The following is a 14760-nucleotide window of genomic DNA, read 5'->3' as shown; positions in this document are numbered from 1 at the left end:
ACCGGCCCACGTGGAGAAGGTTGTTTCGGGCTATGCGCATTGGTGTCCTCACGTCCGGCGGCGACTGCCCCGGCCTGAACGCCGTCATCCGGTCCGTCGTGCACCGTGCCGTCGCCGACCACGGCGACGAGGTCATCGGCTTCCGGGACGGCTGGAAGGGCCTCCTGGAGTGCGACTACCTCAAGCTCGACCTCGACGCGGTGAGCGGCATCCTCGCCCGCGGCGGCACCATCCTCGGCTCCTCCCGGGTCCAGCCCTCGCATCTGCGCGACGGCGTGGAGCGGGCGAAGGGCCATGTCCAGGAGCTCGGCCTCGACGCGATCATCCCGATCGGCGGTGAGGGCACCCTCAAGGCGGCGCGGCTGATGTCCGACGCCGGACTGCCCATCGTCGGTGTGCCGAAGACCATCGACAACGACATCGCCGTCACCGACGTCACCTTCGGCTTCGACACGGCGGTCGGGGTGGCCACCGAGGCCCTCGACCGGCTGAAGACCACCGCCGAGTCCCACCAGCGGGTCCTCGTCGTCGAGGTCATGGGACGGCACACCGGCTGGATAGCGCTGCAGTCCGGCATGGCGGCCGGCGCCCACGCCATCGTCGTACCGGAACGCCCCTTCGACATCGAGGAGCTGGCCCGGCGGGTCGGCGAGCGGTTCGAGGCGGGGAAGCGGTTCGCGATCGTCGTCGCGGCGGAGGGGGCCAAGCCGAAGCCCGGCACCATGGCCTTCGACGAGGGCGGCAAGGACATCTACGGTCACGAGCGGTTCGCCGGGATCGCGCGGCAGCTGTCCGTCGAGCTGGAGGAGCGGCTCGGGAAGGAAGCGCGGCCGGTCATCCTCGGGCATGTGCAGCGGGGCGGCACGCCGACCGCGTACGACCGGGTGCTGGCGACCCGGTTCGGCTGGCACGCGGTGGAGGCGGTGCACCGGGGTGAGTTCGGCAACATGACGGCCCTTCGGGGGACCGACATCGTGATGGTGCCGCTGGCCGAGGCGGTGGAGACCCTCAAGACCGTCCCCGCGGAGCGGTACGCAGAGGCCGAGTGCGTCCTGTAGGAGAGCCACGGCCTCGGGCGGCCCCCGGTGACAGCGGTCGCCGGGGGCCGCTCTAGTCTTGGGGCGGTAAAACGCACATCCCCCCACGAATCAGGAGCCGGCGGAATGGATCACAGCGGGCACGGCATGACCATGGATCTGCCGCCGTTCACGCTGGGGCGGGGTCTTCAGTGGTCGGCGGACCCGTTCTTTCTCGTCGCCTGCCTCGCGGGGCTGGCGCTGTACGCCTGGGGGGTCGTGCGGCTGCGGCGGCGCGGGGACGCGTGGCCGGCCGGGCGGACGGTGTCGTACGTCGTCGGTGTGCTCACCGTCATGCTGGTGATGTGCACGGGGCTGAACGACTACGGCATGGTGATGTTCAGCGTGCACATGGTGCAGCACATGGTCATCAGCATGCTGTCGCCGATCCTGATCCTGCTCGGCGCTCCCGTCACGCTGGCGCTGCGCGCGCTGCCCACGGCCGGCGCGGGCCGCAAGGGGCCGCGTGAACTGCTGCTGATGCTGCTGCACAGCCGGTACATGCGGATCATCACCCACCCGGCGTTCACCATTCCGATGTTCATCGCGTCCCTGTACGCCCTGTACTTCACGCCGCTCTTCGACTTCCTGATGGGCTCCAGGACCGGTCACATCGCGATGATGGTGCACTTCTTCGCCGTCGGGGTGGTGTTCTTCTGGCCGATCATCGGGGTGGACCCCGGCCCCCACCGGCCCGGCTACCTCATGCGGATGCTGGAGCTGTTCGCCGGGATGCCGTTCCACGCGTTCTTCGGCATCGCGCTGATGATGGGGACGACGCCGATGGTGGAGACGTTCAGGAACCCGCCCGCCTCCCTCGGCATCGACGCGCTCTCCGACCAGAACGCGGCCGGCGGCATCGCCTGGGCCTTCAGCGAGATCCCGTCGGTGCTGGTGCTGATCGCGCTGCTGTTCCAGTGGTACGGCTCCGAGCAGCGGCAGGCCAAGCGCAAGGACCGGGCCGCCGACCGGGACGGCGACAAGGAGCTGGAGGCGTACAACGCCTATCTCGCCTCGCTCGACGCGCGCGGCCGCTGAACCGAACCCGGCGCGCCGGCGGACGAGCCGGGGCACCATGGTGGTGGACACGCCCAGCGGAGGGCGGCCCTGAGGAGGGTGTCGCGATGGCAGGTTCCACGGACAGTTCCACGAAGACCATGGGGGTGCTCACCGTCGGCGGACTGGTCGCGGTGACCGCCTACACGGTGGCGCTCGGCAGCAACGGCTGGCTGTGGTTCGGCTGGGTGGTCCTCGGGCTGATCACCCTTGCGATGATCATGACGAAGACCGGCTGATCACCCGGGGGCGAGGCGGGCCGCCGAGTGGACGCCCGGCTGGTACTTCGGGAGCCGGGCGGTGACCTTCATGCCCGCTCCCACGGCCGTCTCGATGACGAGGCCGTAGTCGTCGCCGTACACCTGGCGCAGCCGGTCGTCGACGTTGGACAGCCCGATGCCCCCGGAGGGGCTGACCTCGCCGGCCAGGATGCGGCGCAGCAGGACCGGGTCCATGCCGGCGCCGTCGTCCTCGATGACGACGAGGGCCTCGGCGCCCGCGTCCTGCGCGGTGATCTGTATGTGACATTTGTCCGCCTTGCCCTCCAGGCCGTGCTTGACGGCGTTCTCCACGAGGGGCTGGAGGCACAGGAAGGGCAGGGCTACGGGGAGGACCTCCGGGGCGATCTGGAGGGTCACGGCGAGGCGGTCGCCGAAGCGGGCCCGGACCAGCGCCAGGTAGTGGTCGATGGCGTGGAGTTCGTCGGCGAGGGTGGTGAAGTCGCCGTGCCGGCGGAACGAGTAGCGGGTGAAGTCGGCGAACTCCAGAAGCAGCTCACGGGCGCGTTCGGGGTCGGTGCGGACGAAGGACGCGATGACCGCGAGCGAGTTGAAGACGAAGTGCGGGGAGATCTGGGCCCGCAACGCCTTGATCTCCGCCTCGATCAGCTTCGTACGGGACTGGTCGAGGTCGGCGAGCTCCAGCTGGACGCTGACCCAGCGGGCCACCTCCCCCGCCGCCCGGACGAGCACGGCGGACTCACGGGGCGCGCAGGCGACCAGGGCGCCGTGGACCCGGTCGTCGACCGTGAGCGGGGCGACCACGGCCCAGCGGACCGGGCAGTCGGCGTGCTCGCAGCTGAGCCGGAAGGCCTCGCCCCGGCCGCGCTCCAGGGGGTCGGCCAGCCGTTCCATGATCTCGCCGCGGTGGTGCGCGCCCACGCCGTCCCAGACCAGTACCTCCTTCTGGTCGGTGAGGCAGAGCGCGTCCGTGCCGAGCAGGGTGCGCAGTCCGCGGGCGGACTTGCGGGCCGTCTCCTCGGTGAGGCCCGCCCGGAGCGGGGGTGCGGCCAGGGACGCCGTGTGCAGGGTCTGGAAGGTGGCGTGCTCGACGGGGGTGCCGAGGCCGCCCAGGTTCCCGGGGCGCGCGGTGCGGCGGCCGAGCCAGAAGCCGACGGCCAGGAAGGGGAGGATCGCCATGCACAGGCCCGCCAGGAAACCGCTCACGCCTTCGCCTCCGACGCCCTGAGTTCCTCGGCGCGCAGCTCCTCCGGCAGGTGGAAGCGTGCCAGGATCGCCGCCGTGCCGGCCGGGACCCGGCCCGGTGTGGCCAGGGAGACCAGGATCATCGTCAGGAAGCCCAGCGGTACGGACCACAGCGCCGGCCAGGCGAGCAGGGCGTGCAGCCGTCCCGTACCCGGCAGGCCCGCCATGGTCGCGGCCACCGCCACGAACGCCGACCCGCCGCCCACCACCATCCCGGCGACCGCTCCCGGCGGGGTCAGCCGGCGCCACCAGATGCCGAGGACGAGCAGCGGGCAGAAGGAGGACGCCGACACGGCGAACGCGAGGCCGACCGCGTCGGCCACCGGCAGTCCGCCCACCAGCAGGCTGGCCGCCAGCGGGACGACCATGGCGAGGCCGGTGCCCAGCCGGAAGTGACGGACGCCGCGGGTCGGCAGGACGTCCTGGGTGAGGACGCCCGCGACGGCCATGGTGAGCCCGGACGCCGTGGACAGGAACGCGGCGAAGGCGCCCCCCGCCACCAGTGCGCCGAGCAGGTCGCCGCCGAGTCCGCCGATCATCCGGTCGGGCAGCAGCAGGACGGCGGCGTCGGCGTCGCCGGTGAGGGCGAGCTCGGGGGTGTACAGGCGGCCCAGGGCGCCGTAGACGGGCGGCAGCAGGTAGAAGGCGCCGACCAGGGCGAGGACGGCGACCGTGGTGCGGCGGGCGGCGACGCCGTGCGGGCTGGTGTAGAAGCGGACCACGACGTGCGGCAGGCCCATCGTGCCGAGGAAGGTGGCGAGGATCAGGCCGTAGGTGGCGTACAGCGGGCGTTCCTCGCGGCCGGCGGCCAGGGAGGTGGACATGCCGCCGCTGCTGCCGCGTTCGGCGGTGGGGACCGCGGCGCCCCGGGCGAAGGTGAGGCGGGTGCCCCGCTCGATGCGGTGGGTGCCGGCGGGGAGACGCAGGACGGCGCCGGCGCGCGGGCGGCCGTCGACCGTGCCGTCCACCGTCACGGTGAGAGGGCGGTCGAGCTTCAGGTCGAGGGTGTCGCCGACGCGGACCGTCCGCTGCTCGCGGAAGGCCGCCGGTTCCCCGAAGGCGCTCCGGGGCGCTCCGTCGCCCTGCCAGGCGAGCACCAGGAAGAGCGCGGGGACGAGGAGGGCGGTGAGCTTGAGCCAGTACTGGAACGCCTGCACGAAGGTGATGCTGCGCATGCCGCCCGCGGCCACGGTCGCGGTCACGACGACGGCGACGATCAGCCCGCCGAGGGAGTCCGGCGCCCCCGTGAGGACCGTCAGCGTCAGCCCGGCGCCCTGGAGCTGGGGAAGGAGGTACAGCCAGCCGACGCCGACGACGAGGGCGCCCGCCAGCCGTCGCACCGCGGGGGAGGCGAGGCGCGCCTCGGCGAAGTCGGGGAGGGTGTAGGCGCCGGAGCGGCGCAGCGGGGCGGCGACGAACAGCAGCAGGACGAGGTATCCGGCCGTGTAGCCGACCGGGTACCAGAGCATGTCCGGGCCCTGCACCAGGACCAGGCCGGCGATGCCGAGGAAGGAGGCGGCGGAGAGGTACTCGCCGCTGATGGCGGCCGCGTTCAGGCGGGGGCCGACGGTGCGGGAGGCGACGTAGAAGTCGGAGGTCGTCCGGGAGATGCGCAGGCCGAAGGCGCCGACCAGGACGGTCGCGACCACCACCAGGGCGACGGCGGGGACGGCGTACGTCGAGTTCATCGGTCCGGCCCTACCGGTCCTCGACCAGCCGCACGAAGTCCCGTTCGTTGCGTTCGGCGCGGCGGACGTACCAGCGGGCCAGCAGGACGAGCGGGAGGTAGAGGCAGAAGCCGAGGACCGCCCACTCCAGGCGGTGCGCGTCGGGGATCGCCGCGAAGAGCAGCGGCAGCGGGCCGACCAGCAGGACCAGCACGGCGAACACGGCGAGCGCGGCCCGCAGCTGGGAGCGCATGAGCGAGCGGACGTAGGTGTGGCCGAGGGTGGTCTGCTCGTCGATCTCGGTGCGCGGGCGGTAGTAGCCGGAGGCGTGGGGGTACCGTCCGCGCGAGCGGAGCCGGGCGTGCGGGAGGGTGCGGCGGGGCGGGCCGGTGACGACACGCCGCTCGGCGGGGTCCTGGCCGGGCACGTCAGGGCCTCCTCATCAGCAGGTCCCGCAGCTCGCGGGCGTGCCGGCGGCTGACCTGCAGTTCCTCGCCGCCGACCAGGACACTCACCGTGCCGGCGTCCAGACGGAGTTCTCCTATGTGGCGCAGGGCGACGAGATGGCGGCGGTGGATGCGGACGAAGCCGCGGGCGCGCCAGCGCTCCTCCAGGGTGGAGAGGGGGATGCGGACGAGATGGCTGCCGCGGTCGGTGTGCAGGCGGGCGTAGTCGCCGCGGGCCTCGACATGGGTGATGTCGTCGACGGCGACGAAGCGGGTCACGCCGCCGAGCTCGACGGGTATGTGGTCGGGGTCGGGCTCGTGGACGGGGATGCGGGGCGCGGTGCCGCGCAGTTCGGCGGCGCGGCGGACGGCCTCGGCGAGGCGTTCCTTGCGGACGGGCTTGAGGACGTAGTCGACGGCCTTGAGGTCGAAGGCCTGGACGGCGAAGTCCTCGTGGGCGGTGACGAACACGACCAGCGGCGGCCGGGCGAACCCGGTGAGGAGGCGGGCCAGGTCGAGGCCGTCGAGACCGGGCATCTGGATGTCGAGGAAGACGACGTCGACGGCCTCCGGGCCGTCGGGACCGGACTCCAGGGCCCGGTTGATGCGGCGCAGCGCCTCGGTCGCGTCGCCGGCGCCCTCCACGCTGCCGACGCGGGGATCGGCGTTCAACAGGTACAGCAGTTCCTCGAGCGAGGGGCGTTCGTCGTCGACGGCGAGGGCGCGCAGCATGAACGTGGAGTGTAGGGGCGATCGGCACGGCTGGACATGTGCCGGGGTGTGGACGTATCCGCTGGATACAGTGCCCGCATGAACAGCGGCACTGCCCCCTTCGACGAGCTGGACCGGAAGATCGTCACCGCTCTGATGGCGAACGCCAGGAGCAGCTTCGCGGAGATCGGATCGGCGATCGGCCTGTCGGCGACGGCGGTCAAGCGCCGGGTGGACCGGCTCCGGGACACCGGGGTCATCACCGGGTTCACGGCCACGGTGAAGCCGTCGGCGCTGGGCTGGCGCACGGAGGCGTACGTGGAGGTGTACTGCGAGGGGGCCGCTCCCCCGCGCCGGCTCGCGGAGGTGGTGCGCAACCATCCGGAGATCACCGCCGCGATGACCGTGACGGGCGGGGCGGACGCGCTGCTGCATGTGCGGGCGCGGGACGTGGAGCACTTCGAGGAGGTGCTGGAGCGGATCCGGGTCGAGCCGTTCATCCGGAAGACGATCAGTGTGATGGTGCTGTCGCATCTGCTGCCGGAGAGTCCGGAGGCGGGAGCCACCGTCGCGGCCCCGGATGACGCAGCGAACCTGCGCTGAGCAGGCGCAGCACGCAGCGATCGTGCGCGGCCACGCAGCGTTCCCGCCTTGTAGCACTCCGCTGTCGCTTCTTACCTTGGTGTCATCCCTTCGGCACCGTAGGAAAAGCGGAGGAACCCCTCTGTGCGCGAGAGTGTGACCGGCGGCCGTGTGCCGCGCGCCCGGCGCTTCCTGGTCTGTGAACCCAGACATTTCGCCGTGCAGTACGCGATCAACCCCTGGATGCATCCCGACACCCCCGTCGACGTCGACCTCGCCCAGGAGCAGTGGCGGTCGCTGATCGACGCCTACCGCTCCCACGGCCACACGGTCGACACCGTGGATCCGGCGCCCGGTCTGCCGGACATGGTCTTCGCCGCGAACTCCGCGGTCGTCGTGGCGGGCCGGGTCTTCGGCTCCCTCTTCCACGCGCCCGAACGGCGCCAGGAGTCCGTGCACTACGACACCTGGTTCAAGACCGCCGGCTACGACGTGTACCGCCCGGAGAACGTCTGCGAGGGCGAGGGCGACCTGGTGTGGACCGGCCGGTACGTGCTGGCCGGCACGGGCTTTCGGACCACCCGGGAGGCGCACCGCGAGGTGCAGGAGTTCTTCGGCCACCCGGTGATCAGCCTGACCCTGGTGGACCCGCACTTCTACCACCTGGACACCGCGCTGTTCGTGCTCGACGACGAGAACATCGCCTACTACCCGGAGGCGTTCTCACCGGGCAGCCGGGAGGTGCTCGCCCGGCTGTACCCGGACGCGGTGCTCGCCACCCGCGACGACGCGATGGCGTTCGGCCTGAACTCCGTCTCCGACGGCCGCCACGTCTTCATCGCCCCCCGGGCCGAGGCCCTCGCCGCCGGGCTGACCGAGCGCGGCTACGTCCCCGTCCCCGTCGACCTGTCCGAGTTCCAGAAGGCCGGCGGTGGCATCAAGTGCTGCACCCAGGAGATCCGCTCATGACCGCACCCGTCGTTCCCGCGCGTTCGTCCGAGACCGCCCCCGCGCGTTCCTCCGGCGAGCTGATCCGCGCCGAGGAGCCGGTCCTCGCGCACAACTACCACCCGCTGCCCGTGGTCGTCGCGCGGGCCGAGGGCACCTGGGTGGAGGACGTCGAGGGCCGCCGCTATCTCGACATGCTGGCCGGATACTCGGCCCTCAACTTCGGCCACCGCCACCCGCTGCTGATCGAGGCGGCGCACCGCCAGCTCGACCGGCTCACCCTCACCTCGCGCGCTTTCCACAACGACCGCCTCGCCGAGTTCGCCGAGCGGCTCGCGGAGCTGACCGGCCTGGACATGGTGCTGCCGATGAACACCGGCGCGGAGGCGGTGGAGAGCGGCATCAAGGTGGCCCGCAAGTGGGCCTACGAGGTGAAGGGCGTCCCGGCCGACCGGGCGACGATCGTGGTCGCGGCGGAGAACTTCCACGGCCGTACGACGACGATCGTGAGCTTCTCGACGGACGAGACGGCCCGCACCGGCTTCGGTCCCTTCACCCCGGGCTTCCGGATCGTCCCGTACAACGACCTGGCGGCGCTGGAGGCGGCGGTCGACGAGACCACGGCCGCGGTGCTGATCGAGCCCATCCAGGGCGAGGCCGGGGTGATCATCCCCGACGAGGGCTATCTGGCCGGTGTGCGGGAGCTGACCCGCCGGGCGAACTGCCTGTTCATCGCGGACGAGATCCAGTCCGGCCTGGGCCGGACCGGCCGGACGCTGGCCGTGGAGCACGAGGGGGTCCTTCCCGACGTGCTGCTGCTCGGCAAGGCGCTCGGCGGCGGGATCGTACCGGTGTCGGCCGTGGTGGCGCGGCGCGAGGTGCTGTCCGTGCTGCGGCCGGGCGAGCACGGGTCGACGTTCGGCGGGAATCCGCTGGCGGCGGCGGTCGGCACGGCGGTGGTGGAACTGCTGGAGACGGGTGAGTTCCAGCAGCGCGCGGCGGATCTGGGCGGCGTCCTCAGGGACGGTCTGACCGGCCTGGTCGGCAGGGGGGTCGTCGGCTTCCGGGCCCGGGGCCTGTGGGCGGGCGTGGACATCGACCCGGCCCTCGGCACCGGCCGCGAGGTCAGCGAGCGGCTCATGCGGGAGGGCGTTCTGGTCAAGGACACCCATGGTTCGACCATCCGGCTGGCGCCGCCGCTGACGATCACCGGCGAGGAACTGGGCTCGGCGCTGGAAGCGTTGGAGAGGGCGCTGACCAAGGGGGCCTGAGCGGTCGGGGCGCCCGTCGGGACCCGGGAGGCGCCTGCCCGCGCGGGCGGGGGGCGCCTCGGCTCCCGGGTGGCCCGGTCGGTGCCGGACGGGCAGGGTGAAGATTGAGGCACGAGGTGGTAGACCACTCTCAGCGACAGAGAGGTCGACCGTGGGCACACACGACGAGGACGGCGTTGCCCGCCGGCGGTTCGACGTGGCGGACGCCGCGCCCCTGCTGCTCGACGGGCGGGGCGTCGTGACGAGTTGGACCCGGGACGCCGAGCGGCTGCTGGGCTACCCGTCGCCGGAAGCGGTGGGCAAGGACCTGGCGGGCCTGCTGACCCACGCGGACGCCGGCCGGGTGCCGGACATCCTGGAGCGGTGCCGTCGCGACGGCGGCTGGAGCGGGCTGCTGTCCGCCCGGCGCGGCGACGGCCGGCCGGTCCCGGTCATGGCCCGGTTCACCTCGGCGGACGAGCCCGGCGCCCCGTCCCGCTGGCTGGTGCTGCTGAACGAGACGGGCGACGCCCCCGGCTGGACGATGAGCCGCTTCGTCCTGGAGCAGATGCTGTCCGGCTCCCCGATCGGCATCGCGATCGTCGACACCGATCTGCGGTTCGTGTGGTCCAACGAAGCCCTGGCCAGGTTCGGCGGGGGCCGGCCCGGGGACCGGCTGGGGCTGCGGTTCGCGGACGTGCAGCCGGGCCTGGACGCCGAGGCGGCCGAGGCGCAGATGCGCAGGGTGCTCGAGAGCGGCGAGACCGTCGTCGGCTACGAGCACGTCGGGCACGTACGGGCCGCCCCGCACCGCGAGACCGCGCACATGCTGTCGTTCACCCGGCTCGAGGACGAGCACGGAAACGCGATGGGCGTCTACTACACGGTCGTGGACATCACCGACCGCCACCGCGCCCGGCAGCGGCTCGCCCTGCTGGACCGGGCCGGCCGGCGCATCGGCAGCAGCCTGGACATCGCCCGCACCGCCCAGGAACTGGCCGACGTGGCGGTCCCCGGATTCGCCGACGCGGTCGCCGTGGACCTGCTGGAGCCGGTCCTGCGCGGCGCGGAACCCGCCCCGGGCCTGACGACGGCCGGCCCCGAAGACTCCGTACCGCTGCTCCGGGCCGGGCTCAGGATCGCCGGAATCCCCCGCCCCGAAAGACCCGTACCCGATTCCGACCCGCCCGGCAGCCCCCCGCCCACCGCCCCCACCCCGACCGGACCGGCCACCGACGCGGACGACACGCCCCCCACCGCCACCCGGCCGCACGCGCCCACCGCAGCCGAGGCCGCCACCGACACCGCCGAAACCCCCGCAGCCAACCGGCCGGGCGCCCCCACGACGGCCGGAGACGAAGGTGCGGCCAACACCGGCGGAAGGGCCAACCCCCACCCGCCGGGCGCCCCCACGACGGCCGGAGACGAAGGTGCGGCCGACACCGGCGGGAGGGCCGACGCCGTCGGCCGGCCGGGCGCCGCGCCCTCGGCCAGAGGTGCCACCGACACCGACCGGAGACCCGCCCCCAACCGGCCGGGTGCCACCGACCCGCGCATCACCGCCGGAGGCGCCTCCCGGGCCGACGCCCCTGCGGCGGCCGAGGGCGAGGCCGACACCGGCGAGTGGGCCGACGCTGCCGGCCGGCCGGGCGCCCACGCCCCGAACGCGGGCGGTGCCGAGGCCCACACGAATGCCGACCCCACCGACCGCCACAGCACCGACCGGGCCGGCGCCCCTGTGGCTGCCGGAGGCGAGGGCGGCGGTGATGGCTCTGCGGCGGCCGGGGGCGGCGCTGCGGGGGACGGTGGTGCGGTTCGGTATCCGGCCGGTTCGCCTCCTGTCCGCTGTCTCCTCACCGGGCAGCCCTGGCGGGCCGAGCGGCTCGACGCGTCGGCCGAGGAGTGGCTGCGCGACATGGAAGCGAGGCCGGAGGCGGCCTCGCCGTCCGATCCGGCCGGCGTGCTGATCGTGCCGGTGCGGGCGCGGGGCACCACGCTGGGTGTCACGACCTTCCTGCGGCGCCGTCGGCGGGAGCCGTTCGACGCCGACGACGTGGCGCTCGCCGAGGACCTGGTCTCGCGGGCGGCCGTCTGCGTGGACAACGCCCGCCGCTACACCCGGGAACGGGACGCGGCCCTGGTGCTGCAGCGCAGTCTGCTCCCCCAGCGGCTGCCCGAGCAGGACGCGGTCGAGGTGGCCGCCTGCTACCGGCCGGCCGACGAGCTGACCGGTCTCGGCGGCGACTGGTACGACCTGATCCCGCTGTCGGCGGCACGGGTGGCCCTCGTGGTGGGCGAGGTGCCCGGGCACGGCATCGACGCCGCCGCGGCCATGGGGCGCGTACGGACCGCCGTACGCACACTCGCCGCCCTGGATCTGCCGCCCGAGGAGGTCCTCGCCCATCTGGACGATCTGGTCGCCCGCATGTCCCGTGAGGAGGGGCGGGAGGCGAGCCCCCAGGCGCAGGGGGCGGGGTGCGTGTACGTCGTCTACGACCCGGTGGACGGCCGGTGCGCGATGGCCGCCGCCGGGCATCCCGCGCCGGCGGTCGTCCTGCCCGACGGGAGGATCACGTTCGTGGACCTGCCGCAGGGGCCCCCGCTCGGCGCCGGCGGGCCGCCGTTCGAGTCGGTGGAGACGGTCCTGCCGGAGGGCAGCACACTGGCGCTGCACACCGACGGTCTGCTCGCGCAGGGCGAGGAATGGGCGCTGGACACCGACCGCACCCGGCTGCGGCAGGCCCTGGAGCGGCGGGCGGACACCCTGGACCTGCGCTGCCAAGCCGTGATCGACGCTCTCGTGCCGGCCCGCCCGTTCGACGACGTGGCCCTGCTGATGGCCCGGACGCGACGGCTGTCCGCGGACCGGGTCGCCGAATGGGAGCTGCCCGCCGACCCGGCCGCCGTCTCCGAGGCCCGCAGGACGGCGAGCCGCCGGCTGACGGAGTGGGGGCTCGCGGAGCTGTCGTTCACCACCGAGCTGGTGGTCAGCGAGCTGGTCACCAACGCCATCCGGTACGCCGCCGGCCCCATCCGGCTCCGGCTGATCCGTGAGCGCACCCTGGTCTGCGAGGTCTTCGACGGCGGGGCCACCGCGCCCCATCTGCGTCATCCGCGCACCACGGACGAGGGCGGCCGCGGCCTGCTGCTGGTCTCCCAGGTGACCCAGCGCTGGGGCACCCGCTTCCTCCCCGAAGGGAAGATCATCTGGGCCGAGCAGTCCGTCACGGATCCCGCCGGGTGACACACAAGACCCCAGACGTCACACCACGTGCGAAAATTACCCAAAACCGGTGGATGTGAAGCGGGACCGGCGGATGGGGCGCGAGCCATGAACGACACGGCGATCGACTACGCGGCGGTGTTCCAGGCCCTGCCCGGCATGGTGGCGCTGCTGACGCCAGGGCTCGTGTACGCGGATGCCAACGAGGAGTTCCTGCGCGTCGCCGGGCGAAGACGCGAGCAGGTGATCGGCCGGCATCTCTTCGACGTCTTCCCGGACAACCCCAACGACCCGGGCGCGAGCGGTGTCCGGAATCTGCAGTCCTCCCTGGAGCGGGTACTGGCCACCGGTGAGCGGGACGCGATGGCCCTGCAGCGCTACGACGTCGAGGACGCCGACCGGCCCGGGGAGTGGGACGAGCGCTACTGGAGCCCGGTCAACGCGCCGGTGTTCGGCCCGGACGGCTCCGTGGTGCTCCTCGTGCACCGCGTCGAGGAGGTCACCGAACTGATCCGGGCCCGCGGCTCCCGGAGCGTGGGGCGCCCCGGGAGCCGGGCCCGCGTGCTGGAGGCCGAGCTGTACACGCGCGCCCGTGAACTGCAGGAGCTCAACGAGCGGCTGCGCCTGGCGCACGCCCGGGAGCGGGAGGTGGCCCTCGCCCTGCAGGAGGCGATGCTGCCCGCCCGCCCCCAGGTGGCCGACCATCACGCGGCCGTGCGCTACCGCCCGGCGGTCGGCTCGCTGAACGTCTGCGGGGACTGGTACGACCTCGTCGACCTGGTCGGCGGCAACCGCATCGGCGTGTCGGTCGGCGACGTCGTGGGTCACGGCCTGGAGGCGGCCGGGGTCATGGGCCAGCTGCGCAGCGCGCTCACCGCGGCCTCCCGGGTCGCCGGAGGGCCGGCCGAGGCGCTCGACGTCCTCGGACGGTACGCGCACGTGGTGGACGGCGCCGAGTCGGCGACGGCGGTGACCACGTTCATCGACTTCGACCACCGCACCATCACCTACAGCAGCGCCGGCCACCCCCCGCCCGCGCTCGTCCACCCGGACGGCCGCGTGGAGTTCCTCGACCAGGCCACCGACGCGCCGCTCGACGCCAGCCCCGACCCGGGGCCGCGGCCGCAGGCGTGCACGGTCTACGACCGGGGCGCCACCCTCGTGCTCTACACGGACGGCCTGGTGGAGCGGCGGCACGAGGACATCGACACCGGCCTGGGCCGTCTCGCCGAGGCCCTCAGCCTGCACCGGGAGGCCGACCCGGAGACCCTCGCCGACTCCGTCCTGCTCGAACTGCTGCCGCAGGGCGGCGCGACCGACGACACGGCCCTGGTGGTCGTACGGCTGTGAGGGCGACGGCGGGTCGTGGACGGCGACGGCGACGGCCGTGCGCCATGGGCCGTTCGGCACGGTTCCGGCGGCCTCCGCGTGCCCCTACACTGGCTGCCCACATCATGCCGGTTGACCTGCTGGAACACGGTGGCGGTGCCGAGCCGCCGGGCTGAGGAGCGATCCTTCTTGTTCTACTACCTTCTGAAATACGTGGTGTTGGGGCCGCTTCTGCGCCTGCTCTTCCGTCCCCGAATAGAAGGTCTGGAGCACGTCCCGGAGTCGGGACCGGCCATCATCGCGGGCAACCACCTGTCGTTCTCGGACCACTTCCTGATGCCCGCGGTCCTCAAACGGCGCATCACGTTCCTGGCCAAGGCCGAGTACTTCACGGGTCCCGGCATCAAGGGCCGGCTCACCGCGGCCTTCTTCCGCAGCGCCGGGCAGATCCCGGTGGACCGCTCCGGCAAGGAGGCCGGCCAGGCCGCCATCCGCGAGGGCCTGGGCGTGCTGGCCAAGGAGGAGTTGCTCGGCATCTATCCGGAGGGCACCCGCTCGCACGACGGCCGCCTGTACAAGGGCAAGGTGGGCGTCGCGGTGATGGCCCTGAAGGCCGGGGTGCCGGTGATCCCCTGCGCGATGATCGGCACCTTCGAGGCGCAGCCGCCCGGCAAGGTCATCCCCACCCTCCACCCGGTGGTCATCCGCTTCGGCGAGCCCCTCGACTTCGCCCGTTACGCGGGCATGGAGAACGAGAAGGCGATCCTGCGCGCCATCACGGACGAGATCATGTACGCGATTCTGACGCTGTCCGAGCAGGAGTACGTCGACCAGTACGCGGCGGTCGTGAAGGCGGAGGAGGCCGCGGCGGCCGAGAAGCAGCGCAGGTTCCCGCGTCTTCCGCTCCGCTGACGTCGGGTCAGCATGCCGAAGGGCGGCCGGATCACTCCGGCCGCCCTTCGTCGTACGGACGTCACCGGGACGCCCT

The 14760-nt window shown here is 73.0% G+C and carries 13 protein-coding genes; 9 read left to right on the top strand and 4 right to left on the bottom strand.

Annotated features, from left to right (window positions below; genetic code table 11):
• Window positions 1-32 precede the first annotated feature (32 nt).
• From ACFY30_RS33510 to ACFY30_RS33500, 3 genes are all read left to right on the top strand, one after another.
• Complete coding sequence (locus ACFY30_RS33510) at window positions 33-1058, top strand: 6-phosphofructokinase (protein WP_390657308.1); 1026 nt, start codon at window positions 33-35, stop codon at window positions 1056-1058.
• Window positions 1059-1163: 105 nt separating this feature from the next.
• On the top strand, window positions 1164-2114 hold the full coding sequence (locus ACFY30_RS33505; protein ID WP_390657307.1) for a cytochrome c oxidase assembly protein: 951 nt from the start codon (window positions 1164-1166) through the stop codon (window positions 2112-2114).
• A gap of 86 nt (window positions 2115-2200) precedes the next feature.
• Window positions 2201-2371, top strand: coding sequence for a hypothetical protein (locus ACFY30_RS33500; protein WP_390657306.1), 171 nt, complete (start codon window positions 2201-2203; stop codon window positions 2369-2371).
• On the opposite strand, the gene ACFY30_RS33495 is transcribed toward ACFY30_RS33500, so the two are convergent.
• From ACFY30_RS33495 to ACFY30_RS33480, 4 genes are read right to left on the bottom strand one after another with little or no spacing between them, the layout of a single operon-like run.
• Window positions 2372-3577 (bottom strand): sensor histidine kinase, encoded by a 1206-nt coding sequence (locus tag ACFY30_RS33495; RefSeq protein WP_390848894.1) that lies wholly within the window; start codon window positions 3575-3577, stop codon window positions 2372-2374. It abuts the gene before it with no gap.
• A complete protein-coding gene (locus ACFY30_RS33490) occupies window positions 3574-5304 on the bottom strand; it encodes a cation acetate symporter (RefSeq protein ID WP_390848893.1) in 1731 nt (576 codons plus the stop codon). The genes ACFY30_RS33495 and ACFY30_RS33490 overlap by 4 nt, the downstream gene beginning before the upstream one ends.
• A 10-nt stretch (window positions 5305-5314) precedes the next feature.
• Window positions 5315-5710 (bottom strand): hypothetical protein, encoded by a 396-nt coding sequence (locus tag ACFY30_RS33485; protein WP_390848892.1) that lies wholly within the window; start codon window positions 5708-5710, stop codon window positions 5315-5317.
• 1 nt (window position 5711) lies between these two features.
• Window positions 5712-6461, bottom strand: a complete 750-nt coding sequence (locus ACFY30_RS33480; RefSeq protein ID WP_390848891.1) for a LytR/AlgR family response regulator transcription factor — start codon at window positions 6459-6461, stop codon at window positions 5712-5714.
• A 78-nt stretch (window positions 6462-6539) separates the two neighbouring features.
• Here ACFY30_RS33480 and ACFY30_RS33475 point away from each other — a divergent pair, with 78 nt between their 5' ends.
• The 6 genes from ACFY30_RS33475 to ACFY30_RS33450 all read left to right on the top strand — a co-directional run bounded on the left by ACFY30_RS33475 (window position 6540) and on the right by ACFY30_RS33450 (window position 14684).
• Window positions 6540-7043 carry an Lrp/AsnC family transcriptional regulator gene (locus tag ACFY30_RS33475; protein WP_390657301.1) on the top strand — a complete coding sequence of 168 codons (504 nt, stop codon included), beginning with the start codon at window positions 6540-6542 and terminating at the stop codon, window positions 7041-7043.
• Window positions 7044-7178: 135 nt separating this feature from the next.
• Entirely contained in the window at window positions 7179-7991 is an 813-nt protein-coding gene (ddaH, locus tag ACFY30_RS33470) for a dimethylargininase (RefSeq protein ID WP_390657882.1), read from the top strand.
• The gene (rocD, locus tag ACFY30_RS33465) at window positions 7988-9241 is read left to right on the top strand and encodes an ornithine--oxo-acid transaminase (protein ID WP_390848890.1); all 1254 of its coding nucleotides are present in this window, start codon (window positions 7988-7990) and stop codon (window positions 9239-9241) included. Before ddaH ends, rocD begins: the two co-directional genes overlap by 4 nt.
• 151 nt (window positions 9242-9392) lie before the next feature.
• Window positions 9393-12464 carry a SpoIIE family protein phosphatase gene (locus ACFY30_RS33460; protein WP_390848889.1) on the top strand — a complete coding sequence of 1024 codons (3072 nt, stop codon included), beginning with the start codon at window positions 9393-9395 and terminating at the stop codon, window positions 12462-12464.
• Between the two features lie 87 nt (window positions 12465-12551).
• Window positions 12552-13793, top strand: a complete 1242-nt coding sequence (locus tag ACFY30_RS33455; protein WP_390848888.1) for a PP2C family protein-serine/threonine phosphatase — start codon at window positions 12552-12554, stop codon at window positions 13791-13793.
• A 168-nt stretch (window positions 13794-13961) separates the two neighbouring features.
• Complete coding sequence (locus tag ACFY30_RS33450; RefSeq protein WP_390848887.1) at window positions 13962-14684, top strand: lysophospholipid acyltransferase family protein; 723 nt, start codon at window positions 13962-13964, stop codon at window positions 14682-14684.
• Window positions 14685-14760: the final 76 nt, after the last annotated feature.

This window comes from Streptomyces sp. NPDC000345 (assembly GCF_042898825.1).
In the GTDB taxonomy this organism is placed as follows: Bacteria; Actinomycetota; Actinomycetes; order Streptomycetales; family Streptomycetaceae; genus Streptomyces.
This window is presented reverse-complemented; position numbering and strand designations above follow the sequence as displayed.

What these genes read in the sequence shown, in the direction of transcription:
- ACFY30_RS33480 (WP_390848891.1), bottom strand. Translation starts at nt 6,461, where the DNA reads ATGCTGCGCGCCCTCGCCGTCGACGACGAACGCCCCTCGCTCGAGGAA.
- ACFY30_RS33510 (WP_390657308.1), top strand. Translation starts at nt 33, where the DNA reads ATGCGCATTGGTGTCCTCACGTCCGGCGGCGACTGCCCCGGCCTGAAC.
- ACFY30_RS33500 (WP_390657306.1), top strand. Translation starts at nt 2,201, where the DNA reads ATGGCAGGTTCCACGGACAGTTCCACGAAGACCATGGGGGTGCTCACC.
- ACFY30_RS33475 (WP_390657301.1), top strand. Translation starts at nt 6,540, where the DNA reads ATGAACAGCGGCACTGCCCCCTTCGACGAGCTGGACCGGAAGATCGTC.
- ACFY30_RS33455 (WP_390848888.1), top strand. Translation starts at nt 12,552, where the DNA reads ATGAACGACACGGCGATCGACTACGCGGCGGTGTTCCAGGCCCTGCCC.
- rocD (WP_390848890.1), top strand. Translation starts at nt 7,988, where the DNA reads ATGACCGCACCCGTCGTTCCCGCGCGTTCGTCCGAGACCGCCCCCGCG.
- ACFY30_RS33505 (WP_390657307.1), top strand. Translation starts at nt 1,164, where the DNA reads ATGGATCACAGCGGGCACGGCATGACCATGGATCTGCCGCCGTTCACG.
- ACFY30_RS33490 (WP_390848893.1), bottom strand. Translation starts at nt 5,304, where the DNA reads ATGAACTCGACGTACGCCGTCCCCGCCGTCGCCCTGGTGGTGGTCGCG.